Source organism: Haloarchaeobius sp. HME9146 (genome assembly GCF_025399835.1).
Lineage (GTDB): Archaea > Halobacteriota > Halobacteria > Halobacteriales > Natrialbaceae > Haloarchaeobius.
On sequence record NZ_JAODVR010000001.1, the window covers coordinates 1,893,858 to 1,920,401 of the forward strand.

At 65.8% G+C, this 26,544-nt stretch carries 26 protein-coding genes; 17 read left to right on the plus strand and 9 right to left on the minus strand.

All coding sequences use genetic code 11. From position 1 onward, the window contains the following. Nucleotides 1-3 precede the first annotated feature (3 nt). Nucleotides 4-1,512, minus strand: coding sequence for a hypothetical protein (locus N6C22_RS09795; RefSeq protein ID WP_261650918.1), 1,509 nt, complete (start codon nucleotides 1,510-1,512; stop codon nucleotides 4-6). An 80-nt stretch (nucleotides 1,513-1,592) separates the two neighbouring features. Continuing rightward, nucleotides 1,593-3,272: a long-chain fatty acid--CoA ligase gene (locus N6C22_RS09800; RefSeq protein WP_261650919.1), complete on the minus strand. Its 1,680-nt coding sequence runs from the start codon at nucleotides 3,270-3,272 to the stop codon at nucleotides 1,593-1,595. Nucleotides 3,273-3,385: 113 nt separating this feature from the next. Here N6C22_RS09800 and N6C22_RS09805 point away from each other — a divergent pair, with 113 nt between their 5' ends. The 3 genes from N6C22_RS09805 (at nucleotide 3,386) to N6C22_RS09815 (ending at nucleotide 6,515) form a co-directional block, all read left to right on the plus strand. After that, complete coding sequence (locus N6C22_RS09805; protein ID WP_261650920.1) at nucleotides 3,386-4,501, plus strand: hypothetical protein; 1,116 nt, start codon at nucleotides 3,386-3,388, stop codon at nucleotides 4,499-4,501. A gap of 64 nt (nucleotides 4,502-4,565) precedes the next feature. Beyond that, nucleotides 4,566-5,363 (plus strand): creatininase family protein, encoded by a 798-nt coding sequence (locus N6C22_RS09810; protein ID WP_261650921.1) that lies wholly within the window; start codon nucleotides 4,566-4,568, stop codon nucleotides 5,361-5,363. Nucleotides 5,364-5,423: 60 nt separating this feature from the next. Beyond that, nucleotides 5,424-6,515, plus strand: a complete 1,092-nt coding sequence (locus tag N6C22_RS09815; protein WP_261650922.1) for an aminopeptidase — start codon at nucleotides 5,424-5,426, stop codon at nucleotides 6,513-6,515. Between the two features lie 23 nt (nucleotides 6,516-6,538). Here N6C22_RS09815 and N6C22_RS09820 read toward each other — a convergent pair whose 3' ends face one another. Beyond that, nucleotides 6,539-7,204, minus strand: coding sequence for an O-methyltransferase (locus N6C22_RS09820; RefSeq protein ID WP_261650923.1), 666 nt, complete (start codon nucleotides 7,202-7,204; stop codon nucleotides 6,539-6,541). Nucleotides 7,205-7,247: 43 nt separating this feature from the next. Beyond that, nucleotides 7,248-8,222 carry a mechanosensitive ion channel family protein gene (locus N6C22_RS09825; RefSeq protein WP_261650924.1) on the minus strand — a complete coding sequence of 325 codons (975 nt, stop codon included), beginning with the start codon at nucleotides 8,220-8,222 and terminating at the stop codon, nucleotides 7,248-7,250. Between the two features lie 77 nt (nucleotides 8,223-8,299). Between N6C22_RS09825 and N6C22_RS09830 the strand changes: the two genes are divergently transcribed. The 4 genes from N6C22_RS09830 to N6C22_RS09845 all read left to right on the plus strand — a co-directional run bounded on the left by N6C22_RS09830 (nucleotide 8,300) and on the right by N6C22_RS09845 (nucleotide 11,349). After that, complete coding sequence (locus tag N6C22_RS09830; protein ID WP_261650925.1) at nucleotides 8,300-8,791, plus strand: dCTP deaminase; 492 nt, start codon at nucleotides 8,300-8,302, stop codon at nucleotides 8,789-8,791. A gap of 97 nt (nucleotides 8,792-8,888) precedes the next feature. Then, nucleotides 8,889-9,482, plus strand: a complete 594-nt coding sequence (locus tag N6C22_RS09835; RefSeq protein WP_261650926.1) for a DJ-1/PfpI family protein — start codon at nucleotides 8,889-8,891, stop codon at nucleotides 9,480-9,482. Between the two features lie 40 nt (nucleotides 9,483-9,522). Further along, nucleotides 9,523-10,842: a RimK family alpha-L-glutamate ligase gene (locus N6C22_RS09840; RefSeq protein ID WP_261650927.1), complete on the plus strand. Its 1,320-nt coding sequence runs from the start codon at nucleotides 9,523-9,525 to the stop codon at nucleotides 10,840-10,842. Nucleotides 10,843-11,010: 168 nt separating this feature from the next. After that, the gene (locus N6C22_RS09845; protein WP_261650928.1) at nucleotides 11,011-11,349 is read left to right on the plus strand and encodes an Hsp20/alpha crystallin family protein; all 339 of its coding nucleotides are present in this window, start codon (nucleotides 11,011-11,013) and stop codon (nucleotides 11,347-11,349) included. Nucleotides 11,350-11,464: 115 nt separating this feature from the next. On the opposite strand, the gene N6C22_RS09850 is transcribed toward N6C22_RS09845, so the two are convergent. Continuing rightward, entirely contained in the window at nucleotides 11,465-12,277 is an 813-nt protein-coding gene (locus N6C22_RS09850) for a BtpA/SgcQ family protein (protein ID WP_261650929.1), read from the minus strand. Between the two features lie 121 nt (nucleotides 12,278-12,398). Between N6C22_RS09850 and N6C22_RS09855 the strand changes: the two genes are divergently transcribed. Both N6C22_RS09855 and N6C22_RS09860 read left to right on the plus strand, forming a co-directional pair. Further along, nucleotides 12,399-13,481 carry an NADH:flavin oxidoreductase/NADH oxidase gene (locus N6C22_RS09855; protein WP_261650930.1) on the plus strand — a complete coding sequence of 361 codons (1,083 nt, stop codon included), beginning with the start codon at nucleotides 12,399-12,401 and terminating at the stop codon, nucleotides 13,479-13,481. Between the two features lie 101 nt (nucleotides 13,482-13,582). After that, nucleotides 13,583-15,247, plus strand: coding sequence for an acyl-CoA synthetase (locus N6C22_RS09860; RefSeq protein WP_261650931.1), 1,665 nt, complete (start codon nucleotides 13,583-13,585; stop codon nucleotides 15,245-15,247). Nucleotides 15,248-15,297: 50 nt separating this feature from the next. Here N6C22_RS09860 and N6C22_RS09865 read toward each other — a convergent pair whose 3' ends face one another. Both N6C22_RS09865 and N6C22_RS09870 read right to left on the minus strand, forming a co-directional pair. Next, a complete protein-coding gene (locus tag N6C22_RS09865; RefSeq protein WP_261650932.1) occupies nucleotides 15,298-15,456 on the minus strand; it encodes a hypothetical protein in 159 nt (52 codons plus the stop codon). 286 nt (nucleotides 15,457-15,742) lie between these two features. Then, a complete protein-coding gene (locus N6C22_RS09870) occupies nucleotides 15,743-16,306 on the minus strand; it encodes a thioredoxin family protein (protein WP_261650933.1) in 564 nt (187 codons plus the stop codon). Nucleotides 16,307-16,408: 102 nt separating this feature from the next. Here N6C22_RS09870 and N6C22_RS09875 point away from each other — a divergent pair, with 102 nt between their 5' ends. The 7 genes from N6C22_RS09875 to eis all read left to right on the plus strand — a co-directional run bounded on the left by N6C22_RS09875 (nucleotide 16,409) and on the right by eis (nucleotide 22,038). Beyond that, entirely contained in the window at nucleotides 16,409-16,612 is a 204-nt protein-coding gene (locus tag N6C22_RS09875) for a hypothetical protein (protein WP_261650934.1), read from the plus strand. A gap of 139 nt (nucleotides 16,613-16,751) precedes the next feature. Beyond that, nucleotides 16,752-17,159, plus strand: coding sequence for a hypothetical protein (locus N6C22_RS09880; RefSeq protein ID WP_261650935.1), 408 nt, complete (start codon nucleotides 16,752-16,754; stop codon nucleotides 17,157-17,159). 60 nt (nucleotides 17,160-17,219) lie between these two features. After that, nucleotides 17,220-18,473, plus strand: coding sequence for a S8 family peptidase (locus N6C22_RS09885; RefSeq protein ID WP_261650936.1), 1,254 nt, complete (start codon nucleotides 17,220-17,222; stop codon nucleotides 18,471-18,473). Between the two features lie 59 nt (nucleotides 18,474-18,532). Then, nucleotides 18,533-19,027: a hypothetical protein gene (locus N6C22_RS09890; protein ID WP_261650937.1), complete on the plus strand. Its 495-nt coding sequence runs from the start codon at nucleotides 18,533-18,535 to the stop codon at nucleotides 19,025-19,027. A 91-nt stretch (nucleotides 19,028-19,118) separates the two neighbouring features. Continuing rightward, nucleotides 19,119-19,607 carry an Lrp/AsnC family transcriptional regulator gene (locus N6C22_RS09895; RefSeq protein ID WP_261650938.1) on the plus strand — a complete coding sequence of 163 codons (489 nt, stop codon included), beginning with the start codon at nucleotides 19,119-19,121 and terminating at the stop codon, nucleotides 19,605-19,607. Continuing rightward, complete coding sequence (locus tag N6C22_RS09900) at nucleotides 19,604-20,755, plus strand: pyridoxal phosphate-dependent aminotransferase (RefSeq protein ID WP_369684405.1); 1,152 nt, start codon at nucleotides 19,604-19,606, stop codon at nucleotides 20,753-20,755. The genes N6C22_RS09895 and N6C22_RS09900 overlap by 4 nt, the downstream gene beginning before the upstream one ends. A gap of 92 nt (nucleotides 20,756-20,847) precedes the next feature. Continuing rightward, on the plus strand, nucleotides 20,848-22,038 hold the full coding sequence (gene eis, locus N6C22_RS09905) for an enhanced intracellular survival protein Eis (RefSeq protein ID WP_261650940.1): 1,191 nt from the start codon (nucleotides 20,848-20,850) through the stop codon (nucleotides 22,036-22,038). Nucleotides 22,039-22,080: 42 nt separating this feature from the next. Here eis and N6C22_RS09910 read toward each other — a convergent pair whose 3' ends face one another. Then, nucleotides 22,081-23,229: an FAD-binding oxidoreductase gene (locus N6C22_RS09910; protein WP_261650941.1), complete on the minus strand. Its 1,149-nt coding sequence runs from the start codon at nucleotides 23,227-23,229 to the stop codon at nucleotides 22,081-22,083. A 289-nt stretch (nucleotides 23,230-23,518) separates the two neighbouring features. Between N6C22_RS09910 and N6C22_RS09915 the strand changes: the two genes are divergently transcribed. After that, nucleotides 23,519-25,378 (plus strand): PAS domain-containing protein, encoded by a 1,860-nt coding sequence (locus N6C22_RS09915; protein ID WP_261650942.1) that lies wholly within the window; start codon nucleotides 23,519-23,521, stop codon nucleotides 25,376-25,378. Between the two features lie 147 nt (nucleotides 25,379-25,525). Here the strand turns inward: N6C22_RS09915 and N6C22_RS09920 are convergent, their stop codons facing one another. Further along, nucleotides 25,526-26,458, minus strand: coding sequence for a hypothetical protein (locus N6C22_RS09920; protein ID WP_261650943.1), 933 nt, complete (start codon nucleotides 26,456-26,458; stop codon nucleotides 25,526-25,528). Nucleotides 26,459-26,544 lie beyond the last annotated feature (86 nt).

Sequence of the window (26,544 nt, forward strand, 5' to 3'; positions counted from 1 at the left end):
CGGTCACAGGTCGCGCTCGAACTCGTACGGCTGTCCCTCGTAGGTGAACCGCGCACTGGGTTCCTGCCCGAGCAGGCCGAACAGTGCGAGCCACCGCCCTGTCCACTCGACTTGCGTCGAGGATGTCGTGAGCACGACCCTGGAAACCGTCTCGTCGTCGTGGATGAACGAAAGTGTGTCACGGAGGGTCGGCACCTGCATCGCCTGCTCGCGGAGGAGGACCGCTTCGGTCTCTGTGCCGTCGAGCCGTGTCAGCACGAGCCGTTCATCCGGCGCACCCTCCTGCCGGACGGTCAGTTCGTCGCCCTCGCCGCCAGTCGCGGTGGCAGCCGCGGTCGGCACGAGTGGTGCAGGCTCACCGACGAGTTCCACGAGTGCGGCCATCGACGTGAGTCTCCCCGATTCCTCCCCGTCGACACCGTCGACGCGACCGTGTTCGACCGCGTAGACCCCCGGGCCGAGCCCCCCAGCAGCGAACGTCTCGGCCCCCTCGGTGCTGGTCTCGTCGACTGCGGCGGGGCTGGCTGTCAGTCGCCCCTGAATCACGTGTGACTCGCCAGGTCGGACGGAGCGGACGGCCTCCGGGAGCTCCCGCGGCGCGACGAATCGCCAGGTCCCATCGTGGAGTTTGTACAGACGCCAGCCGTCGGTGTGGATGGTGAACGCCCTGGCCGCGTAGTTGACGAACTCGAGGGAGAGCGTCCCGTCGGCAAGCTGGACCAGTTCGGCGCTCGGTCGTGTGTACACCCCGTCGCCTGCCCGTGTCTCGTGGTACCAGCTCGTGGCGGGGATCAGTGGCAGGTCCGGGACCACCCGCCCAGCGAACCGTGACTCGATGACCTCGAACGCCTCTACCGTGTCGAACACCGAGACGGTGAACGCTCCGAAGTCGTCGACCACGAACCGGTACTGGCCCGGAACGAGACAGCCGGGCTGCTCGGCCGGGGTGACGAGTGCGTACTCCTGCCCGAGCGTGTCGCCGGGTCCGAGGTCCCGTGTGGCTCCTTGCTGGGCGGTCGGTCGGTCGAAGTCGTCGGTCGTCCGCCAGCAGGTACCGTCGAGTACGGCGTACTCCGTCGGGTCCCCGTGCGGAACCGGACGAAGGGCGAGTCGCGCGCCGGTGTCCGGGTCGACACCCTCGAGCGAACTGATGGGTGGCTGGTCGCCGACTCGCAACCCGCGAGAGGACGACCCCTCGTTCGTGAGACCGACCCACAGCCGAACCGGCGATGCGGCCGACGACTGCCCCGTGAACCCGACGGTCAGCGAGAGTCGGTCGTCGCTCTCCGGTTCGAGCGCGACCAGACTCCGGAGGGCACCGAAATCCTTGCGTGTCGTCGGCTGTTCGCGCGCCAGTGCTGCTGGGCTCTGCGGACCCTGGTCGCTCGTCTCGGTCCGACTCCGGGGCGCGACGTCGAACGGTTCCCGGGTCTGGCTGCTATCGGTACCGAACCCGTTACAGCCGGCCAGCACGCTCGTGGCGAGGGCTCCCAGAATGGCGCGCCGGCGCATACGTCGGCCAGGGCCGGACACGACAAGTAGCTTTCAGTTGCTGCAATCCCACCAGCCGCAAAAAATTCGAGTTCCCGGAGTCAGTCGTCGTCGCCTTCGGGCGCGGCCTCCTCGGGAGCCTTCCCCTCCACGAGGTCGGTGTCCTCGCCGTACTGGTCGCGCAGGACCTTCTTGTTGAACTTCCCGGTCGCGGTCTTCGGCACCTCCTCGATGTAGACCACGTCGTCGGGCACCCACCACTTGGGGTACTCGGACTTGATGGCGTCGAGCAGGTCTTCCCGGAGCGTCTCCGTGTCGGCTCCACCGGCGGGGACGACGAAGGCGACGGGCCGCTCCTGCCAGCGCTCGTGCGGGATGCCGATGACGGTCGCCTCGGCCACGTCGTCGTTGGCCATCAGCGCGTTCTCGAGCTCGACGCTGGAGATCCACTCGCCACCGGACTTGATGACGTCCTTGGCGCGGTCGACGATCTGGACGTAGCCGTCCTCGTCGACGTTCACCACGTCTCCGGTCTTCAGCCACGTGCCGTCGTCGTCCTCGACGAAGTCCTCCTCGTTGGCCTCGGGGCGCTCGAAGTACTCGGTCGTCACCCACGGCCCACGGACCCAGAGTTCACCGAAGTCCTCGCCGTTGTGTGGGACCTCCTCGCCGTTCTCGTCGATGACCTTCATCTCGAGGCCAGGGACCAGCAGCCCCTGCTTGGCCTGCTTCTCGTAGCGCTTCTCCGCGGGCCAGTCCTGCATCTCGGGTTTGAGGTGGGCGACGGTGCCGATGGGTGCCATCTCGGTCATCCCCCAGGCGTGGACGACCTCGACGTCGTACTGCTGGTCGAACGTCTTGATGAGCGACTTCGGTGCCGCGGAGCCGCCGATGATGATGCGTTCGAGCGAGGAGAGGTCGACCTCGTTCTCCTTGGCGTACTCCAGGAGACCCAGCCAGACCGTCGGGACGCCTGCGGTGAGGGTCACGCCCTCTTCGGCGATGAGGTTCGCGAGGTCGGCGGGCTCCGGGGACGGGCCCGGATAGACGTGTTTCGCACCTGCCGCGGTGGTCGAGAACGGCATGCCCCAGGCGTTGACGTGGAACATCGGAACGACCGGCATGACGACCTCGTCCGAGCCGATACCGATGCCGGACTCGGGAAGCGTCGCCATCGTGTGCGCCCACAGCATCTGCTGGGTGTACTCGACGCCCTTCGGGTCACCCGTCGTCCCGGAGGTGTAGCACATCCCGGCGGGAGCCTCCTCGTCCACGTCGGGCCAGTCGTACTCCGTGGAATGGTCCTCGATGAACGATTCGTAGTCTACGACGGGATCCAGCGAGGTCTCCGGTACCTCACTGCCCATGACCACGAACTGTTTCACGCCGTCGAAGGCGTCGGACTGTGCCGGTCCCTCGAGTTTGGGGAGGAGCGACTGGTCGACGAAGAGGACCCGGTCGTCGGCGTTCTCGACGATGTACTCGATGTGATGGTCGGGGAGGAGCGGGTTGATGGTGTGCAGTTGCGCACCCATGTTCGGAATCCCGAAGTACGTCTCGAAGTGCCGGTGATGGTTCCAGCAGAAGGTGCCGACGCGGTCGCCCTCCTCGACCCCGACCTCGTCGAGAGCGCTGGCAAGCTGTGCGACACGGTCGGCGTACTCCTCGTAGTCGTACCGGACGATTCCCTCGTGGGTTCTGGAGACGATCTCCCGGTCCGAGAACAGTTGTTCTGCACGCCACAGGAACGGTCGAAGCGTCTGGGCTGTTGCGCCAGGCATACCCCACACTTTGGAGGGAATGATAATGATATTTGCTCACAGGCAACATCACCCGGTTGGCAGCCTGCCGGACGAAGGTATTTTATCCCGGCGTGCTTACGTGTCGAAAATAGATGGTACCGGAGGGTGGGCACAATTCGGCCGGTTCACCGACCTGTGACGACTGTGGAGCGACGGTCGGTCGTGACGACAACTTCTGTACGACCTGTGGAGCCGCACTCGGGGGTGCGGATAGCGACGAGGCCGCCAGCGAGTGGCAATGGGGGCTGGGCTCCGAGTCCGACCAGTCTGTACGACAAGGAGACACCGACGCCGCCAACCCCACCGCGCCCGCGGCCCCCGCCGACCCGGCACCGCCCAGCGACGACGATCTCCCGGACTGGCAGAAACGCTGTCCGGCCTGCGAGGCGGTGCTGGTCGCGCAGGCCGTCCGGTGTACGAACTGTGGTGCCACCCAGCCCGACGCGTCCGGACCGGCGGGGACGACAGGTGACCCGGATATCAGCGTCCCCGGAGCCGGCGTTCGAGACGGTTCTCGACCGGATGCGGAGGCATCGACCGAGAGCTGGCCTCACGCCGACTCGCGTGCCGACCCGACCCGAACCACGACCGACGCGGGCAAGGGCGAGGTCCAGTACGAGCGCGAACGAGCACGAGACAGGACCGTCGAACACCGGCGTCCCGGGCGACCCGGGGACGACCCACCACGTGCTCCCGGGGCCGACCACGAGGTCTCGGCCGCTCCCGAAGCCACGCGTCGGCGTCGGCGAACCCAGCGTTCCGCCCACTGGATTGAGGACATCGGCCGGGAGCCCCCCGAAGGAGGCTGGGGCGGCAAGTTCGCGGAACCGAAGACGCGTGGGAAGACGGTCGAGCCGGGGGCACGACCCTTCGACCCGGAGCCACCCAACGAGAACTGGTGGCTCGGCGTCCTGCTCCCCGCGGGGCTCACCCTGCTGGGGGCGTTCGTGGGTGTCTCGCAGCAGCCGGACCTGCTCGCACAGGGATTCCTGCCCTGGACCGGGGACGCCTACGGCGTGTTCGAGGTCGCGGCTGCGCTCACGCCGACGCTCGCGCCCCTCGCGCTCTACCTGGACCGCAAGTTCGTCCACCAGACGTCGGGGTGGCTGCCCTCGAAGGCGTTCTTCCTCGTCGTGGTGCCGTACCTCAACATCCTCGTGACGGCGCTCTACCTCTGGAAACGGGACCAGTACGTCGACACGCTCTGAGTGCGCTCCCGTCCAGTCGACCGGTGTCCGAACCGTTACGTCGCCGGGTCCCGCAGGTCCGCGCATGTACCTCGCAGACCAGACGTGGCCGGACCTCGGTGACTACGTCGCGGAGGAGTCGGTGGCCATCGTCCCGCTCGGTTCGACCGAACAGCACGGCCCACACCTCCCGTTGAGTACCGACCACAAGATTGCAGAAGCGCTCGCCCGCGAGGCCGCCGATAGGACGGGCTTCCTCTGTACGCCCACCGTCGATATCGGCGTGAGCACCCACCACATGCAGTTCCACGGGACGATGTCGGTCGACCCGCCCGCGTTCCGTGACTACGTCGAGAGCTTCTCGCGGAACCTCACCCGCCACGGTATCGACCGCATCGTCTACGTCAACGCCCACGGCGGGAACATGCAACACCTGCGCGAGGTCGGTCGTCGGCTCCGCGAGGACCGCGCCGCCTACGCCGTCGAGTGGATGTGGGACGAGTCCATCCCGGACCTCATCGACGAGTTCTTCCCGAACAAGGGCCCCCACGGCGGGCCGAAGGAGACCTCGATGCTGCTCCACATCGACCCCGAGAACGTGAAGACGGACAAACTCGAAGCGGCCAGGGATGGCGGCCGCGTGAACCTCGAAGACGGGAACCCGACGATCCACGGCGCGCGGAACTACTACGACGCCATCGACAACTCGCCCAACGGGGTCTTCGGCGACCAGACCGAAGCCAGCGCCGAGAAGGGGGCGAAACTGCTCGACGCCGCGAGCGAGCAACTCGCCTTCCTGCTGGAGTGGCTCGACGACAAACCGTTCGACGACCTCATGGCCAAACCACACGTCGACCCACAGCCCGGCAGTCGGCGCGAGTGAGTCCGGTAAATTTCGCCACTGTTTCGAAACGAATATTGGGCTGTTGTCGTATCCATGGCTATGGACGAACGAGTGCGCGAGCACGCACGAATCCTGGTCGAACAGTGTACCGACATCCAGAAGGGGGACTGCGTCGCCATCAGCGCGCCGGCAGAAGCAGAGGACCTCGCCGTTGCCATCGCTGAGCAGCTCGGTGAGAAGGGGGCCCACCCGACGACGAACGTGGGGCTCCCCCGCGTGAACCGGGCGTACATGCTCGCCATGGACCCCGAGGACTTCGAGACGCCCGCCCACATCAAGGCGATGGCGGAGAACACGGACGCGTTCATCTCGGTGAAGGGCTCGGAGAACATGTTCGAGACGAGTGACGTGCCGCCGGAGAAGAACCAGGCTCGCGCCAAGCACTTCAAGCCCATCCAGGAGGCCTACATGGACTCGAAGTGGTGTGTCACGCAGTACCCCTGCGCCGGTGACGCCCAGAAGGCCGAGATGAGTACGCCCGCCTACGAGGAGTTCGTCTGGGGAGCCATCAACAAGGACTGGGACGAACAGCGCGAATTCCAGGAGAACATGGTCGAGATCCTCGACCCCGCTGACGAGGTCCGCATCGTCTCCGGCGAGACGACCGACATCACCATGTCCATCTCCGGGAACATCGCCATCAACGACACCGCCGAGCACAACCTGCCCGGTGGCGAGGTGTTCACCGCACCGGTCCCCGATTCGGTCGAGGGCGAGGTGCTGTTCGACAAGCCACTGATGGCCCAGGGCCGCGAGGTCACTGGTGTCTGGCTGAAGTTCGAAGAGGGCGAAGTCGTCGACCACTCCGCAGAGAAGAACGAGGAGGTCCTGACGGCACAGCTCAACACCGACGAGGGCTCGAAGCGCCTCGGCGAGCTCGGCATCGGGATGAACCGCGACATCGACCGGTTCACGTACAACATGCTGTTCGACGAGAAGATGGGCGACACCGTCCACATGGCCATCGGGCGCGCCTACGAGGAGAACGTCGGCGAGGACAACGAGCAGAACCAGTCCGTCGTCCACACCGACATGATCGTCGATATGAGCGAGGACTCGTTCATCGAGGTCGACGGCGAGGTCGTCCAGCGCAACGGGACCTTCAGGTTCGAAGACGGGTTCGAACAGTAAGCCCCGCGTCTACAGGTCGTTTCTTACTCCCGCCGGTAGCTCACCGCGATGCCCTCCCCGACCGGCAACACGACCGTCTCGAACGCCGCATCGTTTCTGACCGCCTCCAGGTAGTCGTAGATGCCCTGCGTGTGCTCGTTGACCTCGCCGGGGTCGTCGCCCTCGACCAGTTCGAGCAGCTTGTCGAACTCGATGGGGCCGGCGGTCATCGCGTTGTCCGCGACGACGACGGCCCCGGGCGCGAGCTTGGGTTTCACGGCCTCGAACGCCTCTTTGTACCGGTGTTTCTGGTGGTCGATGAGGACGCAGTCGAAGGGGCCGTCGTACTCCTCGATGGCGTCGAGGGCGTCGCCGTGTTCGTAGCTGGCGAGGTGGTCGACGCCCCCGCGCGAGAGAAACTCGCGCGCCTGGTCGAGTTCGTCCGCGTCGAACTCCGTGAGGACGACCTGCCCGTCCCCGGGGAGCGCCTGTGCCCACCAGTACGCCGAGTAGCCGAAGCCGGAGCCGAACTCGAAGACGCGCTCGGCGTCGACCATCCGGGCGAGCATCCGCAGGAGGCCGCCGACCTCGGGGCCGACGTGCGGGAAGTCGTGGGATCGGGCGTACTCGTCCATCTCGCGGGCGAGGTCGTCCGGTTCCGGCGCGGTGGCGGCGACGAATCGGGCGATATCGTCGGCAGGGATGTCCATACCGGACGTGCGGTCGAGAGCCTGTTAAAACTGCGCGGCGACCCTACCGGAACCGGCCGACCGGGTAGCCGACCTTCTCGGGCTCGGCGTGGAACCGGGTGACGATCTCGTCGTAGAGCTCGTTCCGGGTCGCCTGCATCCGCTTGGGGTGGACGAGGTACCGGAGCCGGAGGACGACCCACGTCTGCTCCATCCGGACGTTCACCGTCGGGCGGTCGCTGACGTCCAGTTCGACCGGGGTCTCGTCGAGCTTGCGCCGGTAGCGTTCGGTCCGGGCGGCCATCTCGTCGCCGAGGTACTCGTCGGCGACCTCGCGCATGGTCTCCTTCGCGAAGTCGAGGTCGGTCTCGTAGGACACCTGGACCTCCAGTTCGTTCCAGACGAACGGGAAGTCGTCGATGGCGTAGTTGAACACCTGCGCGGAGAGCACCATGCTGTTCGGGACGGTGACGGCCCGCCCGGAGGGCTGGTGCGAGGAGACGAGGTCGCCGTCGACCTCCCAGAGCGTCGTGACGAGGAAGTCCACATCGATGACGTCCCCGCGAGCGTCCTCGATACGGATGCGGTCGCCGACCTGGTACGGCCGTTTGGCCATGATATACACCCAGCCCAGGAGCGAGGAGAGCGGTTGCTGGAGGGCGAAGGTGATGGCGAAGCCGACGATACCCAGCGAGAACAGCACTCCCACCCACTGGCCGGTGAACACGCCCGCGACGGCGATGGCGGCCGCGACGATGAACGCGAGCCGGAGCACGTTCCGAACGTCGTGGCGGCGGCGTTTGTCGCGGACGATGCGGGCGAGGCCGATGCTCGCGAGCAGGTAGATACCGTACGCTGCACCGGCGATGGTGACCGAGAGCAGCCCCTTCCGGACCCACGGCTTCAGGGCCGCTGGTTCGACACCCAGAACGCTTCCCTGCCCGCCCACGACCAGATTCCAGAGCGGGTCGAAGAACGTCACGCTGACGAACGAAAGCGCGGCGATGGCGAGCACCGTGTAACCGAGACGACGTTTCACGCCGAAGCAATCGGAACCCCGTGGGAAAACCGTTGTGCCACGTCGCCTTTTTTTGAGTGGGCCTCCAAGTCGGCGGTATGCCACAGGACATCGTCGAGCGTGTGGACGGACTCGTCCACCCCGAGACGCAGGTTCGTGACCACGGTATCGACCTGACGGTGAGTGCCATCCACGAGGTCGTCGGTCCCGGTCGCATCGACTTCGGCGAGGACGAACTGCAGGAGGCCGAGTTCGAGCCACACGAGCTGACGACCCGGAACCCGGGCGACGAGTACCAGTGGTGGGAACTCGACGCGGGCCAGTACGTCGTCCAGTACAACGAGTTCATGGTCGGCGAGGGTGCGGCACGCCTGCTCCTCCAGCCCCGCAACAAGCTCATGGCGCGGGGGGCGTCTCACCCCACCGTCACGGTCGGCGATCACCTTCCCCTGATGCCGCTCTCGGTCGGCGGCGCTGGCCTGAACGTCAAGGAGAACGCCCGCATCTCGACGCTGGTTCCGGTTCACGCCGGTCCCGACGCTGTCGACGACGGCCCGCTCGACAGCGAGACGACCGTCGTCGAGGACTGAGAGCCGACCGACCGCGTTCTTTTTTCGACCCCCATTGGGAAGTGGTACCAACCATTAAGCCCTCCTCGGCCGAACTATCACGTGGGTGTTACTCCCAATGAGCGAAAAGAAAATCCTGCTGCTGGCCGGTGACTTCGTCGAAGACTACGAGATAATGGTGCCGTTCCAGGCGCTCCAGGCGGTGGGCCACGAGGTCCACGCGGTCTGTCCGGAGAAGGAGACAGGCGAGACGGTCAAGACCGCCGTCCACGACTTCCGGGGGGACCAGACGTACCTGGAGACACGCGGACACGACTTCGCCCTGAACGCGACGTTCGCCGACATCGACCCCGCGGACTACGATGCGCTGGTCGTCCCCGGCGGCCGCGCCCCCGAGTACCTCCGCAACTACGACGAGGTCATCTCGGCGGTGCAACACTTCTTCGAGGCCGACAAGCCGGTCGCGTGTATCTGCCACGGCGCGCAGATTCTGGCGGCCGCGGGGGTCATCGACGGGTACGGCTGCACCGCCTATCCCGCACTGAAGTACGACGTGGAGGCGGCTGGTGGTGAATGGCACGACAGCGTCACGACCGACGGGAACCTCGTGACCGCACAGGCGTGGCCCGACCACCCCGAATGGCTCGCACAGTTCCTCGACGTACTGGGAACCGAGATCGCCCACGAAGAACCTGTCACTGCAGACGACTGAGACGCGGCGTACTGATATATTCGCCCGGCGTACTTGTCTCATGAAGACGGGTCCCCGGGCTCCTGCTGTCGGCGTCCTCAGTCTGCACAGCAGCAAGGAGACGAAAGCCATCTGCAACGCCCTCGTGGCGCTCGGCGCGCACGCCGAGTGGCTGCGCGAGGAGAACACGACCATCCGGATACGCGACGGCGAGGTCGAACTCGACCCGCCGGTCGACGTCGTGGTGAACCGATTGTTGCTCTCGAAGGCGGACGCACCACTCGAAGAGCTGTGTCTCGCGAACCGGTTCGCGGCCCTCCGACCGACGCTGAACCACCCCGAACACGTGCTGACCGCGCTCGACAAGTACGCGACCGCCATCGCCCTCGTCGAGAACGATATCCCGGTGCCCGACGCCGTACTGGCGCTCGATTATCACCAGTTCAACGAGGAACTCCAGACGTTCGGCGAGAAAGCCGTGTACAAGACGGCCATCGGCACGAACGGGGCCGGAACCTGGCTGGTCGAGACGGACGAACAGAAGACGCCGAGCGTCGGGATGAAACAGGCGTTCCTCCAGGAGTACGTCGAGACCGAGGGGGACCGCCACCGTGACATGCGGGTGTACGTGGTCGGCAACGAGGTCATCGGCTCGATGTTCCGGTACGCGCCGCCGGGGGACTGGCGGACCAACGTCGCACTGGGCGGCGAAGTCGAAGACGCGGGCGACGCACTGACCGACGAGGTAGCCGACCTCGCGCTGCGGGCGACCGAGGTGCTCCAGCTGGACTACGCGGGCGTCGACGTGGTCGAGGGACCCGACGGGTGGTGCGTCCTCGAAGTCAACCCCACGGCCGGATTCAAGGGGCTGTACGAGGCGACCGGGGTCTCTCCCGCGCCGTACATCGCGAAACTCGCCATCGAGCGCGCCGGTGGGGCTGTCGACATGGCGCGCGTCACCGAACTCGCCGCAAGGCTCGACGACTCCATCCCGGCGTGTGCGCCGCTGGCGGTCACCGACGGTGCTGACCCGGCGACCGTCGGCTACATCGAGGAGGTGACGGTCATCGGGACCAGCGGGGCCAAGACGGTGTTCGCGAAGTCCGACACCGGTGCGGGTCGGACCAGCATCGACACGCGGCTGGCGGCCGCCATCGGTGCCGGGCCCGTCACGAACAGCATCAGGATCAAGTCCGGCAGCCTGAAAGGTGGCCGGGTGCGGCCGATGGTCGACGTGGTCGTCGACCTCGGCGGCGAGCGCCACACCGTCCAGGCGAGCGTCGAGGACCGCAGCCACATGGAACACCCCGTGTTGCTCGGGCGCGACGTGCTCCAGTACTATCACGTGAACATCAACACCCGGGCCGACGGGAGCGCGTGAGTGGCGGTTTCTGCCAGGTTCCCCCCTGCGGGCAGGTGATTACGGTACCAACATATCGTTACCTGGTGGTGACGACGTGACAGAGTGTTGTTTTCGTCACCCCGGACCGCGCAAGCTATACCATGTCACGGCCTATCTAGGAGCATGGATACCGGCGGGAGGGACGACATGGATCCCTTCTTCGAAGAGTTCGAGAGGTTGTTCAGCGACGCACTGGGGGGTCGCTTCGATAGCAGCGGTTGGCTATCAGACAGGATTCTCTGGAGCGTATACCAGGAGCAGGACGAGGTGTTCGTCGTCGCGGACGTCCCAGGCGGGGTCGACCGAGAGGACATCGCGATCCGCTGTACGGGTCGAACCGCGTCGTTGCGGGTGAGCCACCCGTACGCAGGGGAGTGGTCGGTGTCGCTCCCGACGACCGTCGAGACGAGCCCGGCCAGTACCCGGTACACCAACGGCGTGCTGGAGCTCGTCTTCGAGAGGGCACCGACCGTCACGGTCGAGTAGCCGCTGTTCCCCCGTTCTGCAGGGTCACACGCCTAGCCGGCGCTGTGCCCGTTTTTCGACAGACGGTATCGATTCCACCGAGATATCGACTCCACCGAGAGACCGTCTCGCGCAGTTAGCGCCGCCGGTCGGCCGCAGCCACGAGGTCGCCGACGCGCCCGGCGTCGACCGGGTTCGTGGTCTCTCCCTCGGTCTTGAGCGCGGTCCCGACGATGACACCGTCGGCCAGTTCGAGCGTCTGTGCGACGCTGGTCTGGGTGACGCCACTCCCCACGAACAGCGGGGTCTGGGGGAATCGCTCGTCGAGCAGGACCCGCGCGTCTTCGAGCACGTCGTGCGAGGTCGGGTCCCCGGTCCCGCTCCCGGAGACGATGATGCCGTCGGCGAGGCCGCGCTCGCAGGCGTCGGCGAGTTCGGCCTTCAGCGACCGGTCACCGAGCGGTGCGGCGTGTTTGACGCCAACGTCGACGAGGACGGCTACGTCGGCGTCGAGGCGGTCACGCAGGCGCATCGTCTCGTGGGCCTGGCCCTGGAGGAGCCCCTGGTCGGTGACGGTCGCGCCGACGTGGACGTTGACCCGGACGTAGTCCGCATCGACCGCGGCCGCGATGGAGAGGGCGGCCTCGGCGTCGTTCCGCAGGACGTTCACGCCGACGGGGACCTCGACGCTGTCGACGAGGTCCTGGCAGAACGCGGTCATGGATGCGACCACGTGTTTGGGCACGTCGTCGGGGTAGAACGGGGCGTCACCGAAGTTCTCGACCATGATGCCGTCGACGCCGCCGGCTTCGAGTGCCCGGGCGTCGGCCAGCATGCGCTCGCGGATGGCCTCGCGGTCGCCCTCGAACCGGGGTGCACCCGGCAGGGGCGGAAGGTGGACCATCCCGATGACCGGCTTCGCGGTGCCGAAGAGGGTCTCGCAGTTCATACTGCCGCGTTGCTCGGCCAGCGCGATAAACGACCCCTTCTGGGCTGGCGGGCGGTGACGGCTACCGGCAAAGCCGACAGCCTCCGGCACGGGTTTCAAACCCGGTAGCCAACCCCGACCCATGAGCGACCTCTTCAGTTCTCTCACCATACGCGAGACCACGCTCTCGAACCGGGTGATGGTCTCCCCGATGTGCCAGTACTCCTGCGAGTTCGACGGGCTGGCGACGGCCTGGCACCAGCAACACCTCGGTAGCCGCGCCGTCGGCGGAGCCGGCCTCGTCATGTCCGAGGCCACCGCGGTCACCCCCGAGGGCCGTATCTCGCCGCGAGACCTCGGTATCTGGAGCCAGGAGCACGCCGACGCCCTCGCGCCGGTCACCCAGTTCATCCGGACGCAGGGGTCGGTCCCGGCCATCCAGCTCGCCCACGCGGGCCACAAGGGGACGAAGTCGCCCCCGTGGGACGGCTCCGAACCTGTCTCGCCCGACGAGGGCGGCTGGGTCGCCCCCTCGCCGTCGGCCGAGGCGTACCCCTACGACGACGACAAGCAGGTCGAGACGATGTCGACCGAGGATGTCGAACAACTCGTCGACGACTTCGCACAGGCCGCCAGCTACGCGCTGGACGCCGGCTTCGAGGTCGCCGAGGTCCACGCGGCTCACGGCTACCTGCTCCACGAGTTCCTGTCGCCGGTGACCAACAGGCGCGAGGACCGCTACGGCGGCGACTTCGAGGCGAGAACGAGGATCGTCCGCGAGGTCACCGAGGCGGTCCGACAGGTGTGGCCCGACGAGAAGCCGGTGTTCGTGCGCGTGTCGGCCACGGACTGGCTCCCGGACCGCGAGTCGTGGGACCTCGACCAGACGGCCCGGCTCGCGGGCGACCTCACCGACCTCGGCGTCGACCTCGTCGACGTGTCTGCGGGTGGGCTACACCCGGACCAGCAGCTGCCCGACACCGGCCCGAACTACCAGGTCCCGTTCGCCGAGCGCGTCGCCGCGGAGACCGAGGCACTCGTCGGGGCTGTCGGTGGCATCACGACCGGCCAGCAGGCCGACGCCCTCATCCGGAACGGGCGCGCGGACCTCGCCATCGTCGGCCGGGAACACCTCCGGGACCCCTACTTCACGCTCCACGCCGCCGAGGAACTCGGCCGTGAAGACGCGGTGGAGTGGCCGGTCCAGTACCGGCGCGCGGTGTAGGGCGGGCTGGCAGTGTCGGCACATAGTTCGCGGGGGACGTTCCGGACCCGTGATAATCCGGGTCAACTATCATTACCTTCTCGGGAGAAGTTCGAGAACGCATGCCTGCACACGGTCACAACCTCACGGACTACGAGGCACTGCGCGAGAACTTCTCCTGGGACGATATCTACGCCGAGGCCGACTGGGACGCCCCGGACCGGCTGAACATCGGCCACGAGGTGTGCGACCGCCACGCCGAGGACCGCTCCCGGGTCGCACTCTACTACGTGGGGACCGACGGCGAGACGGAGACGGTCCCGTTCTGGGAGCTGCGGGACCGCTCGAACCGGTTCGCGAACGTCCTCGACGACCTCGTCGACGAGGGTGACCGCGTCTTCTCGTACATGCCGCGAGTGCCCGAACACTACGTCGCGCTCGTCGGGACACTCAAGACCGGCGCAGTGTGGGGCTCGGTGAACGAGCGCTTCGGTCCCGACGGCATCTCTTACCGGCTCGACGACTGCGACGCGAAGGTGGTCGTCACGACCGCGAAGAACCGCGACACCATCGACCGGGCGCTCGAAGACGCTCCTTCCGTCGAGCACGTCATCGTCCTCTCGCGGGACGGCCGTGGCATCCGCCAGGGCGACATCAGCTTCCGGGCGGCCGTGGAAGACGCGAGCCGCGAGTACGAGCCTGCCGAGACCGGCGGCGAAGACGACGCGCTGCTCTACTACACCAGCGGGACGACCGGGTTGGCCAAAGGTGTCCAGCACAAGCATCGCTGGGTCGCGGGCGTCGCGGCCACCCAGCGATTCGCGGTCGACCTCCAGCCGGAGGACTGCTACTGGTCGACGGGCGACCTCGGCTGGCTCACCGGCCCCATCAACACCCTCGGGGCGTGGTTCTGGGGGGCGACCCTGTTCACCTACGAGGGCGAGTTCGACCCCGAGACCTGGGCCGACCTGCTCGACGAGTACCCCATCTCCGTCCTCTTCTCGGTCCCGACCGCCTATCGCATGCTCCGCGCGAACGAGGAGGTCCTCGACGGGAAATCGCTTGACCTGCGCCACGCGCTCTCCATCGGTGAACCGCTCTCGGGCGGCGTCGTGGAGTGGGCAGAGGACCGCCTCGGCGTGACCGTCCACGACACCTACGGCCAGACCGAGACGGGCAACATGATAATCAACAACTACCCGACGATGGATGTCAAGCCCGGCAGCATGGGCCGGCCCCTCCCCGGTATCGAGGCGGCAGTCGTGGACCCCGAGACCGGCGAGGAGCTGGAGCCGGGCGAGACCGGAGAGATCGCCCAGCGCGGGGACTACCCCTGCTTCTTCGCGGGCTACTGGCAGAAGCCAGAGAAGACCGAGGACTGCTTTGTCAATGATTGGTACCTCTCGGGCGACCTCGCACACGTGGACGAGGACGGCTACTTCTGGTTCGAGGGCCGGGCCGACGACGTCATCCTCTCCTCGGGCTACCGCATCGGTCCGTTCGAGGTCGAGTCCTCGCTGGGTGAACACCCCGCCGTCGCCGAGGCCGCCGTGGTTCCTAAGCCCCACGAAGAACGCGGCAACATCGTGAAGGCGTACGTCGTCTGCACCGACGAGTACGAGGGGTCGGATGCCCTCGTGACCGAACTGCAGAACCACGTCAAGGACGAGCTCTCGGCCCACGAGTACCCGCGCGAGATAGAGTTCGTCGAGGAGCTCCCGAAGACCGTCACCGGGAAGATCCGGCGCACCGAGTTGCGGGACCGGACCGACGACCCGACAGCCTGAGGGCTAGGCCACGAAATCCGGAAAACAGCGACTCGACGTTCTCTCCGATTCTATTCTTCCGTGCGTTCGATGTGGTCGACCTGTTTCTTCTGGACCGTCATCGCGCCGACCGTCCCGCCGAGGACGAACAGCAACAGGGCTGCCAGGAGCGCGAGTGGCGGGAACAGCACCATCACGAGAATCACCGACCCGAAGCCGACGAGAATCACTGCCTGGACGAGCCTCGATGTCCTCGCGCGGGCGAGATACAGCGGGAACAGCAGGATCCCTACGATAACCGAACCGAACTCGGCGAGCCCCCCAAGAACTCGTCGTACGCCTATGGTGCGCGACCCCCCAAATTGTCGCATACATTAAGCTAAGCCAGCCCAGTTTATCTCGTTTTCCCGGGGATGTGCGGGTAGTTTCCCGGTAAGTGAGTGATGGGGAGGAGAGTACCGCTCGGTAACCTGGAAATTCAACCAGGGCGGTATAAATCGGGTCCCGTACGACGGTTTAGTCGTCCTTCCACTTGATGGAACAGCCCTGCGACGGCTGCCACTCCAGGTCGACTTCCTCACCGGCCAGCAATGCGTCGATGGCCTCGCGGATGTGGAACCGCGTCGGCTCGGCGTCGGGGTTCATCGCGTCGTCGAGGCGGCCCTGGTAGACGAGTTCGAACTCGCCGGCATCCCGCTCGAACAGGAACGGGTCCGGGGTGCAGACCGCACCGTAGGCACGGGCGACCTCCTGGCTCTCGTCGCGGAGATAGGCGTCGTACTGGATGCGCCCGTCCTCGGCCCACTCCTGCATGGCCTCGAAGGAGTCGTCGGGGTACTCCTCGGCGTCGTTCGGGTTGATGCCGACGACGGCCACGTCGTCGTACTCGTCGGCGAGCTCGTTCAGGAGGTCGAACTTGGCCTGCGCGTACGGGCAGTGGTTGCAGGTGAACACGACCAGCAGCCCCTCGTAGTCGCTGAAATCGTCGAGGGAGTAGGTGTTCCCGTCGACGCCGGGGAGTTCGAAGTCCGGTGCGGCGTCGCCTTTCTGCATGTCGGTGTCGGAGTCGAGCAGAACCATGTGCGGGAGTAGTCGCGCGCGGTGTTAGTGGTTTTCGCTCGGGGACACCGGGGAAAGGGTTTTGCCCGGTCGCTCTGCACGAGGTCACAGAGGGTAGAACACATGGCACTCTCACCCACCGCACTCGGCGCGGGTCTGGTCTGCTTCCTCGTCGCGGCCATCGCGGTCAGGAACCCCAGGGTCAATGGTCTCCGGGGCGACCTCCCAGACGAGGCGACGACCGTCGAACGGCTCGCCGCCTACTTCGTCGCAGGCATCCTGTTCCTGTTCGGACTCGTGCTGTTCTATCTCGGCCTCGGGCTCTGAGGGCTGGGGTCGGGCGCGGGTGACTCACCGCACGGTCCCGCACAGCCTCGCACCTGCCCGCACCTCCGGTTGCTGAAACGACGGGTCCACCACCATATCAGGAGAAAGATACTTCGTGCCGAGGGACACGTGTTAGTGTATGACAGTGCGCGCGTCGTGGTTCTCGCCGAAGCGGTTCGCCGTCGCCCTGGTCACGGTCGGCATCGGGGCGGTGGCCGGGATGGAGTACGTCCCGCTGGTCGGCACGTACGTCGGCACCCTTCTCGGCGCGTTCGTCGTCGGCCTCGCGTTCGACGAGAAGCCGACGCTGGAGGCCGGGGTCGCCGCGGTCATCGCGGTCTTCGGCGTCAGTCTGGTGGCGAAGGTCATCGGCGACGGCCTCATCGCGGCCATCATCGGCCTCATCACGCTGAACCCACAGGCGCTCGCCATCTCGGCCGGGCTGAGCTTCGCGACTGGCACCTTCGGGGCCCACTTCGGCAACGACCTTCGCGACGGGCTCACCAGACCCGTCGACGAGTCTGGCCGGCTGCCCGACGACCGGTAGGTGCTTACCCGACATGACACACCACTCCGAAACAGCACGCGACCGGAACACTTCACGACCATGAACGAGAGAGACACCGAGGGATGGTCACGCCGCGACCTGCTCAAGAGCGCCGCGACGGGTGGCGTCCTCGTCGGACTGGGTGCCGTCGTCCTCGACCGGATGGACCGCTACATCGTCGGGGCGCGGGAGGCCGACGCTGCCACTGCCGCCGCGTCTGTCTCGGACGTGCACCACGAGCGCATCGAACTCGGTGGGGACTCCCCGCTGACGCTCATCGTGGGAGCCTACTCGGAGACCAGCAGCCAGTCACTGCGCACCCGCGAGGACGTGGCGTTCGTCCAGCGCGACCGCAGGCTGACGCTCTACTCGACACCCGGCGACGCCACCAGCGACCGCGCCACGGCTGGCGACCAGATTCTCCCGTGGGGCATCGACCGCGTCGACGCCGACGTGGCCCACGACGAGGGCGCGAAGGGTGAGGGGGTCCACGTGGGTATCATCGACAGCGGCATCGACGCGAGCCATCCCGACATCGAGGCGAACCTCGCGGACCCCTCGGACGATGGGAACCACCGTGCGTGGGCGGAGTGCCGGGGTGAGGACTGCACCCACCCGTGGTCGGACGATGGTGGCCACGGAACCCACGTCGCGGGCACCGTCGCTGCCCGGGCCGGTGACGGCGGTATCGTCGGCGTCGCCCCGGACGCGACCCTGCACGCGCTGAAGGTGTGCGGGGCCGGTGGTGGCTGCCGAACCTCCGACATCGTCGCGGCTATCCGATACGCGGCCGACCAGGGCTGGGACGTGGTGAACCTGAGTCTCGGGTCGGCACAGCCGTCGCCGGCGCTGCAGGCCGCCGGGCAGTACGCCCGTGGCGCAGGGACTCTCCTCGTCGCGGCCGCCGGCAACCGGGGCCAGCCGGACTCGGTGGGCTACCCCGCGGCCTACGACGAGTTCGTCGCCGTCTCCGCGACCGACATCGACGACGAGATCGCCTCGTTCTCCTCGACCGGTCCGGAGGTGGACATCGCGGCTCCCGGCAAGGGCGTCTGCTCGGCCCTCGTGGACGGGTACGGCGTCCGCGACGGCACGTCGATGGCGTCGCCCCATGTGACCGGGGCTGTCGCACAGCTCCTTGCCGCCGGGTACTCCCCGGAAGCGGCCCTCGAGGAGCTCGCCGCGACAGCCGAGGACCTCGGACTGACGAGCGACGAACAGGGAGCCGGCCTCCTCGACGTGGCGGCGTCGCTGGGCTACGACTCCGGCGACGACGGCACCGGCGACGGGACGAGCTGTCCACCCGGGGCGTGAGCCCGGCCTGCCGTCGCTGGAGGTCCACGCTTATTACCCACCATCCCGAGGGTTCGCCTATGCCCGAACTCACCATCTCTCCGGAACAGCAGGAGTTCCTCGAATCGGTCCGAAGCGAGATACAGGCCGAGGTTCGGTACGGCCACGTCAGACCCCAGGACGCGCTCCAGTACCTCATCGACCACTACGACGGCGACGACATCGACCTCGAGGTCGACGGTGCCGCGGCGTCGCCCGCCCAGACCGAGGCGGTCGACTGGTCGAGTGACGAAGTAGACGCCGACGAGGAGCAGGAGGCCGCCGAAGCGGTCTCGGCCGCGGACTCTGACGAGGACGCGACCGCCGAAGCCGACGGCGGCGCGACCACCGACTCGACCCCTGACAGTGGCGAGGACCGCCTCAACGCCATGATGAACCTCATGGACACCCACGAGGACAAGTGGCGCGAGGCGAGCAAGGAGGACGCCCGGTACGAGGTGGACATGCCCGACGGGACGACCGAGTACGTCCAGACGAAAGACGACGTGCGAGCACACCTGTTCAAGAACTACTGAGGCCGTCTTGGCCTGACCGACAGGGTCGACACACCGGCGAAGCGCGACGGTGAAGAAACGCTTTTGAGGCACCCACGTGGTGTTGGGTAGTATGAGCGCACGGGACGACCTGCTCGAACTGCTGCTGGAGAACGCTCGTCACACGACGGCGGACCTCGCCCGGATGACCGACATGACCGAGGAGGAGGTAGCAGCAGCGGTCGCGGCGCTCGAAGACGAGGGCGTCGTCCGTGGCTACCAGGCCATCGTCGACTGGGACGAGACCGACCGCGAACTCGTTCGCGCGACGGTCGAACTCAACGTCACGCTCGACCGCGAGACGAGCTACCAGGACATCGCAGAGCGCATCGCGCGCTTCCCGCAGGTGAAGACCCTGCGGCTCGTCAGCGGCGACTACGACTTCCTGATGGAGGTCGAAGACGAGTCGATGCACGACGTCTCCATCTTCATCTCGGAGAAGGTCGCACCCGTGCCAGAGGTCACCCAGACGGTCACCCACTACGTCATGACGACGTACAAGGACCGGGGTGTCACCTTCGGTGACGGCGACGACGACGACCGCCTCTCCGTCTCACCGTGACAATGAAGGTCTCAGACAGGGTGTCCTCGGTCCCGCCGTCGGGCATCCGCAAGTTCTTCGAACTCGCCGAGGAGCGCGACGACGTCATCTCGCTGGGTGTCGGTGAACCCGACTTCTCCGCGCCGTGGGCGGCCCGCGACGCGGCCATCGACGCCCTCGAACGCGGGAAGACGAGCTACACCGCCAACCGGGGCAAGCGCGAGCTCCGCGAGGAGATCTCCCGACACGTCGACGACCTGTACGACCAGCAGTACGACCCGGACGAGGAGATTCTCGTCACCACGGGCGTCAGCGAGGGCGTCGACGTGGCCCTGCGGGCGCTGGTCGACCCCGGTGACACGGTCGCGGTCGTCGAACCGGCGTACATCTCGTACGTCCCCGGTGTCATCTTCGCCGGCGGGGAACCACTCCGCATCCAGACCAAAGAGGAGGACGAGTTCAAGCTGACCCGCGAGGCGCTGGAGTCGGCAGGAGCCGCCGACGCGGACCTGCTGATGCTGTGCTACCCGAACAACCCGACCGGGGCCGTGATGACCGAGTCCGACCTCGAACCAATCGCCGACTTCGCCCGGGAGCACGATTTGACGGTCATCTCCGACGAGATATACGCCGACCTCCAGTACGAGAACGACCACACCTCCATCGCGACCCTGGAGGGCATGCGCGAGCGCACCGTCGTCTTCAACGGCTTCTCGAAGGCCTACGCGATGACCGGGCTCCGGCTCGGCTACGCGATGGCCCCGCCCGAGGCCATCGCGGCGATGAACCGGATTCACCAGTACATCATGCTGTCCGCACCGACGACCGCCCAGCACGCCGCGCTGGAAGCACTCCGGAGCTGTGACGACGAGGTGGAGTACATGGTGAGCCAGTACGACCGCCGCCGGCGGTTCGTCCTCTCCCGCTTCGAGGAGATGGGCATCGACTGCTTCCGGGCTCGCGGGGCGTTCTACGTCTTCCCGGAGGTGCCCGGCGGCTACACGTCCGAGGAGTTCGCCGAGGCCCTGCTGAAGGAGCAGGGCGTCGCTGCGGTCCCGGGTAGCGCCTTCGGCGAGAGCGGTGAGGGCCACCTGCGCGTCTCCTACGCGACCGGCCTCGACGAGTTGCGCGAGGCGATGGACCGCATCGAGACGTTCGTCTCGGAGTGAGGCCGCGGCGGGGGTCCGGGTTCTCCGGCCCCCATGACACCTCCTGTCACACTCCGGGAACGTTCTTCACGCTGGGGAGCGACTTCTCTCTCATGTCCGACTACCGCCCACTCCCCGACGAGGACCGGGAGACGTTCCACGCGTACACGAGCTACGCGTTCAGTCCCCACCAGGAGCCGGACGAGTTCGACCCCGAGGCGGACCACTGGAAGCTCGGGGCGGACCGCGGCCTCTACGACGGCGACGACGTACTCTGTGTCTGCCGACACTACTGGTTCGAGACGACCTGGCGCGGCGTCCCCATCGAGATGCCGGGCCTCTCGGCGGTCGCCTCCCCGCCGGAACACCGCCACGGTGGGAACGTCCGCGAGATGCTGCTGGCGTCCCTGAAGGAGTACCGCGAGCGGGGCGCACCGCTCTCCGCGCTGTGGCCGTTCAAGTACAGCTTCTACCGAAAGTACGGCTGGGACACGACCAACCACCGGGGCGAGCTGGAGTTCGACCCAGAGGTGCTCGCGGACGTCGTCGCCGACGTCGGTGACGAGGGTCGGTTCCGCAAACTCGACGGCGACGACTGGGAAGCCGTCGACGCGGTCTACCGCGAGCAGACCGCAGGTGAGGACCTCTCCATCGACCGCACCGAGGACTGGTGGCGTCACCACTGGTTCGAGGGCTGGGACTCGGACCCCTACGTCTACGGCTGGGAGCGCGACGGCGAGGTCGCGGGCTACGTCAACTACAAGATCGAATCCGACGACGGCGACAAGACGTTCGCCGGCTGGGAACTCGGCGCGGTCGACCACCAGGCCTTCCTGCACTGTCTTCGCTTCATCTACTCCCACGACTCGCAGGTCTCCACGGTGACCCTGCACACCGGCCCCGACCCGGTCTTCCTCGACCTGGTCGACGACCCGCAGAACGTCACTTTGAGACGCAAGACTGGCCCGATGGTTCGCGTCGTGGACGTGGTCGACGCACTGGAGACCATCCCGTACCCGTCGGGCATCGAGACGAGCCTCGTCTTCGACGTCGACGACCCGCTCGCGGACTGGAACGACGGCCGGTTCGAACTCGTCGTCGAGGATGGCACGGGAACCTGCACCTCGACGGATGCAGCCCCCGACGTGACCCTCGACATCGCGGCACTCTCACAGCTCGTCATCGGGTACAGGCCCGTCTCTCGACTGGTGAAGACGGCCGATATCGAGGCTGCCCGCCCTGCCCGCGAAGACCTCGGCGCACTGTTCCCGCCACGGAACGTCTTCTGCCGGGACTCCTTCTGAGGCGGCCGCGTCAAAGACGCACTTTGCCGCGTCACTGACGCGCTATGCCACGTTCTGCTCGTCGTGCAACTCGCCAGCGTCGAACCGGTCGCTCGACAGGGGTTCGATGTCGACCAGCGAGGCGTCCCCATCGAGAACGAGTTCGGTGACTATCTGGCCGACTGCGGGGGCGTGCTGGAAGCCGTGGCCCGAGAAGCCGATGGCGTTGACGAACCCCGGTATCGTCTCCTCGACGATGGGATGGTGGTCGGGCGTGACGGCGTACAGGCCCGCCCAGCCGCGCTTGATTCTGGTCTCCGGGCCGAAGTAGCCGGCGTAGTCCGCGGCGTGTTCGACCGCGTCGATCATCCAGTCGAGGTCGGCATTCCCGTCGAAGCCATCGGGGTCCACGTCGGGGTCCTCCGCCGCGAAGTGCCCGCCGACGATGGCACTCCCCTCGCGTTCGGGCCGGAAGTACGAGCCCGTGTCGAGGTCGATGGTGAGCGGCACGTCGTCCGGGACCGGCGTCTCCGGGTCGACGACCGCGACCTGCCGCCGCCGTGGGGCAACGGGGAGGTCGAGGCCGGCCATCTCGGCCACGCGCCCCGCCCACGGCCCGGCCGCGTTCACGACGAAGTCCGCATCGAGACTATCTTCTTCCGTCTCCACGCCGACCACCTCGCCGTCTTCCGTGTTGATGGCCGTGACCGCCGTCTTGGTGCGTATCTCCGCGCCTGCCTCGGTCGCGGCCTGTGAGAACCCCTGGAGGGCGAGGTGCGGGTCCGCGAAGCCGTCCGTGGGGCAGTACGTCGCGGCGCAGAACTTCTCGGCGTCGAGCTCCGGGCAGACCGCCGCGGCGTCCTCTGGCGAGAGGAGTCGGCTGTCGACGCCCTCCTCGTTCTGCATCTCGACGTTCGTCTCGAATGCATCGGCCGTCGCCTCCTCGCGTGCGAGCAGGAGGTACCCCGCGCGCCGGTAGGCGATGTCGATGCCGAACTCCTCCTCGAACGACTCCCAGACGCGGACGCTCTCGCGGGAGAGCTGGACGTTGACCCGCGTCGAGAACTGGTGTCTGATACCGCCTGCCGAGCGTTCGGTGCTGCCCGAGCCGATACTGCCCTTCTCGCAGACGACCACGTCGGTGCCACGGTCGGCGAGCGAGTAGGCGGTGGCGAGGCCCACGATTCCGCCGCCGATGACGACTACGTTCATAACCCACCCACGAGGTGTCGGGTGTTAACCGTTCCCGCCTGCCCGTCGTCCGCGCGACTGCCCAGTCGGGGGCGACGAGGGTGCAACGGACGCCTCGCTCTGCATCGGGGGCATGTGACATCGGCCACGAAAGGTAAATAGGGTTATTGCGTAGTACGGCACAGTCGCTCAGCCATGCATTCGCCACCATCGACAGGTTGCTCTCTATTTTCGGCACCGTGGGTGATTGCATGAGCGAGCAAAGCGAGTTCCTGCGAGGCCGCCGGACGGCGGGTCCGGAGGTCGGTACATGAACGACCGGACACGGACCACGGAGCGCTCGCTTCCCATCCTCGACCGCGTCGGTGACGCGTTCTTCGCACTCGACACCGGGTGGCGGTTCACCTACATCAACGACCGCGCCGAGTCGATGCTGAAGCGCTCTCGCAACGACCTCATCGGCCGGGTCATGTGGGACGAGTTCCCCGAGACGGTCGAGACGCAGTTCCCCGAGGGGTTCCACCAGGCCATGGAGACGCAAGAGCCGGTCTCCTTCGAGGTGTACCACCACCCGCTCGACACCTGGTTCGAGGCGCGGGCGTATCCCGCGCCGTCCGGACTCTCCGTCTACCTCCGGGACATCACCGACCGCAAGGACCGCGAGAACGAACTCGCCCAGCACGCCCGGGTCGTCGAGGCGGTCCACGACGGCGTCATCACGGTCGACGACGAGAACCGCATCGCCAGCGTGAACGAGGCCATCGAGACCACGATGGGCGCGACCCGGGACGAGCTGGTGGGCGAACCCATCCGCCGCCTCCCCGAACTCGCCTCCATCAACGCGGAGGGCGCGATGGCCATGGGCGAAGCTATCGGGAAGATACAGTCCGGCAACGCCCGGCACTCACGGTTCGAACTCGAGTTCACCAACGCCGACGGCGAGCAACGCGTCGGTGAGATGCGGATGGTCGCCCTCGGTGAGGGGCAAGCCAGCGTCGCCGGCGTCATCCGGGACGTGACCGAGCAGCGCGAGTACGAGCGCATGGTCGGGTCGCTCCACGAGGTCACGCGCTGGCTGTTCCAGGCCGAGGACGCCGCCGAGATCTGTTCCGTGGCGGTCCACGCCGCCGGCGAGATGCTCGACCTGCCAATCAGCGGGGTCTGGCTCATCAACGACGAACAGGGCGTCCTCGACCCCATGGCGGCCACGATGGACGCCCACACCGAACTCGGCGGTCTCCCGCAGTTCTACGAGGGCGAAGGGCTGGTGTGGGACGTCTACCGCGAGGGCGAGGCCCGGGTGTTCGACGACCTCTCCACGGTCGACGGGGTCTACAATCCCAATACGCCACTCAACAGCGAGATAATCGTCCCTATCGGGCCACACGGGGTCATGATGACCGGGTCGACCCAGGTCGACGGCTTCGACGAGACCGACCTCGAACTCATGTCGCTGCTGGCCTCGAACACCGAGGCTGCCCTCGACCGCTCCGAACGCGAGAAACTGCTCCAGGACAGGAAGCAGAGCCTCGCCCGGCAGTCCGAACGTCTGCGGGCGGTCGCGAACATCCTCTCCGACGACCTGCAATCGCACCTCGACACGGTGGCGAGCGAGTTCCAGGGCGAGGAAGAGGCCGACGCGGCCGAGACGCTGACCCGCGCCGAGGAGCTGGTCGACGACATCCTCGAGTTCGCCCGCGACCAGACCTCCATCGGCTCGCGCTCCTCGGTCGACTTCGAGAGCGCCCTCGCCGACGCCCTCGACGCCTCCATCGCAGAGGACATGACGGTCTACCTCGAGTTCGAGGGTCGCCTGCGGGCCGAGCGCGACCGGTTCGTCCACATGCTCGAGACCGTCTTCAACGACATCTGCGCCCGGGCCGGCGACGAGACGGCGACGGTCCGCATCGGCCCCATCGAGGACGACGCGACGGGCCGACCGACCGGGTTCTACATCCTCGACGACGCCGAGAAGATCCCCGAGACGGAGTTCGACAGGGTGTTCGAACCCGCGACGACAGCGGAGTCCGACGACGTGGGGCTCGGGCTGGCCGTCGCCCGCGAGATCGCCGAGGCCCACGGCTGGGAGGTCGACGTCTCGACCGGTCAGGCCGGCGGCACGCAGTTCTCTCTGACTGGGCTGGTGACGTTCGAAGTCACGCGGCAGTGATTGTGTGTTCACATATTCTTGGATCTAAATCACTCTGAGTCTGTACATCTTAAATGAAAAACTACAGTAGAAGGGGATTGAAATACCAATGGAGCAGCCGAACATTGGAACAGGTATGATGTTGGCCTTCGATTACGTATATCAATATTAGACTTCGTTCCCGTCGTCATCAATCCATACAATCTCATGCGTCCTTTCAACTGCGTCCTTCGGGTCTAGTCTATCAGGTAAATTGAACTCATCTATACCTTTGAGATCGCCAAAATCAAAATTTTGAGGGACATGAATCTCTGAAATATCATACCTCTCGTACACAACAGCGTAATGTTCAAAATTTGATTTAATACTTTTTACAGCATCCCACTCATTGGCTCCTTTGATTAATTGTTCGATTTTGATGCATTCTTCTGGTCCTTCCATCGAAACGATTCTTTCAGGAGTGTTCTTTGAACGGAAGACAACGTCGAATTTTATTGGTTGTTTTGAAATTTCCCACCGACGAATCCGTTCGTAATCTCCTGGTGGATACTGAGATTCGTCGTTGTCCTCGGAGATGTCTGGGGTTGGTAATTCAATGTCTTCATTTTCTAAATCAATCCACATTAGATGAACAGTCTGACGTTCTCCTGGGGCAATATCTCGATAAACTTCATTTTCATCAGCCCATCGAGTATAGTATTGAGAATTTTCAAGACTTCCCATTCTGGTTCGAATTGTTGCTTCTTCTGCTGTCTCACGGCCTTGATTGCATATTACTGCATGGATACAGACCGCATTCTCTGCTTCAACCATGTCTATCGGGTCTAGAATATGAAACCTATCTGGATATTTTACAATGTGGTTGCTTGTAATCGTGAGGTACGGGCGCTGGAAGTGCCTGTTGGCCTCAAATATAACGATTGGAAACGCGCCGATGAGAGAACCGATAAGAATGGGTTGCAATTCGAAAGATTCAATAATTAAAGCAATTATAAGCATATATAAAACACCAGTCAGTAATACAATAATTTGCTGATATCGGGCATGGGTTCCACCTAGGAATTCAACGGTACGCCAGAGAAATTTCGCAGGGCTTGTCACATCCGATTCGGAGTAGGGAGACCGTTTGGCCAATCGATTAGTTTGGGTTGGAATTGTGAGCATTAATCCATTAAGGACTAAAGCTG

Bases quoted from the DNA above. Each gene is read 5' to 3' on its own strand.
- N6C22_RS09830 (WP_261650925.1), top strand. From the start codon at position 8,300: ATGCCACAGGACATCGTCGAGCGTGTGGACGGACTCGTCCACCCCGAG.
- N6C22_RS09895 (WP_261650938.1), top strand. From the start codon at position 19,119: ATGAGCGCACGGGACGACCTGCTCGAACTGCTGCTGGAGAACGCTCGT.
- eis (WP_261650940.1), top strand. From the start codon at position 20,848: ATGTCCGACTACCGCCCACTCCCCGACGAGGACCGGGAGACGTTCCAC.
- N6C22_RS09835 (WP_261650926.1), top strand. From the start codon at position 8,889: ATGAGCGAAAAGAAAATCCTGCTGCTGGCCGGTGACTTCGTCGAAGAC.
- N6C22_RS09880 (WP_261650935.1), top strand. From the start codon at position 16,752: ATGACAGTGCGCGCGTCGTGGTTCTCGCCGAAGCGGTTCGCCGTCGCC.
- N6C22_RS09850 (WP_261650929.1), bottom strand. From the start codon at position 12,277: ATGAACTGCGAGACCCTCTTCGGCACCGCGAAGCCGGTCATCGGGATG.
- N6C22_RS09800 (WP_261650919.1), bottom strand. From the start codon at position 3,272: ATGCCTGGCGCAACAGCCCAGACGCTTCGACCGTTCCTGTGGCGTGCA.
- N6C22_RS09885 (WP_261650936.1), top strand. From the start codon at position 17,220: ATGAACGAGAGAGACACCGAGGGATGGTCACGCCGCGACCTGCTCAAG.
- N6C22_RS09860 (WP_261650931.1), top strand. From the start codon at position 13,583: ATGCCTGCACACGGTCACAACCTCACGGACTACGAGGCACTGCGCGAG.
- N6C22_RS09855 (WP_261650930.1), top strand. From the start codon at position 12,399: ATGAGCGACCTCTTCAGTTCTCTCACCATACGCGAGACCACGCTCTCG.
- N6C22_RS09890 (WP_261650937.1), top strand. From the start codon at position 18,533: ATGCCCGAACTCACCATCTCTCCGGAACAGCAGGAGTTCCTCGAATCG.
- N6C22_RS09805 (WP_261650920.1), top strand. From the start codon at position 3,386: ATGGTACCGGAGGGTGGGCACAATTCGGCCGGTTCACCGACCTGTGAC.
- N6C22_RS09875 (WP_261650934.1), top strand. From the start codon at position 16,409: ATGGCACTCTCACCCACCGCACTCGGCGCGGGTCTGGTCTGCTTCCTC.
- N6C22_RS09810 (WP_261650921.1), top strand. From the start codon at position 4,566: ATGTACCTCGCAGACCAGACGTGGCCGGACCTCGGTGACTACGTCGCG.
- N6C22_RS09840 (WP_261650927.1), top strand. From the start codon at position 9,523: ATGAAGACGGGTCCCCGGGCTCCTGCTGTCGGCGTCCTCAGTCTGCAC.
- N6C22_RS09795 (WP_261650918.1), bottom strand. From the start codon at position 1,512: ATGCGCCGGCGCGCCATTCTGGGAGCCCTCGCCACGAGCGTGCTGGCC.
- N6C22_RS09815 (WP_261650922.1), top strand. From the start codon at position 5,424: ATGGACGAACGAGTGCGCGAGCACGCACGAATCCTGGTCGAACAGTGT.
- N6C22_RS09870 (WP_261650933.1), bottom strand. From the start codon at position 16,306: ATGGTTCTGCTCGACTCCGACACCGACATGCAGAAAGGCGACGCCGCA.
- N6C22_RS09845 (WP_261650928.1), top strand. From the start codon at position 11,011: ATGGATCCCTTCTTCGAAGAGTTCGAGAGGTTGTTCAGCGACGCACTG.
- N6C22_RS09915 (WP_261650942.1), top strand. From the start codon at position 23,519: ATGAACGACCGGACACGGACCACGGAGCGCTCGCTTCCCATCCTCGAC.
- N6C22_RS09820 (WP_261650923.1), bottom strand. From the start codon at position 7,204: ATGGACATCCCTGCCGACGATATCGCCCGATTCGTCGCCGCCACCGCG.
- N6C22_RS09910 (WP_261650941.1), bottom strand. From the start codon at position 23,229: ATGAACGTAGTCGTCATCGGCGGCGGAATCGTGGGCCTCGCCACCGCC.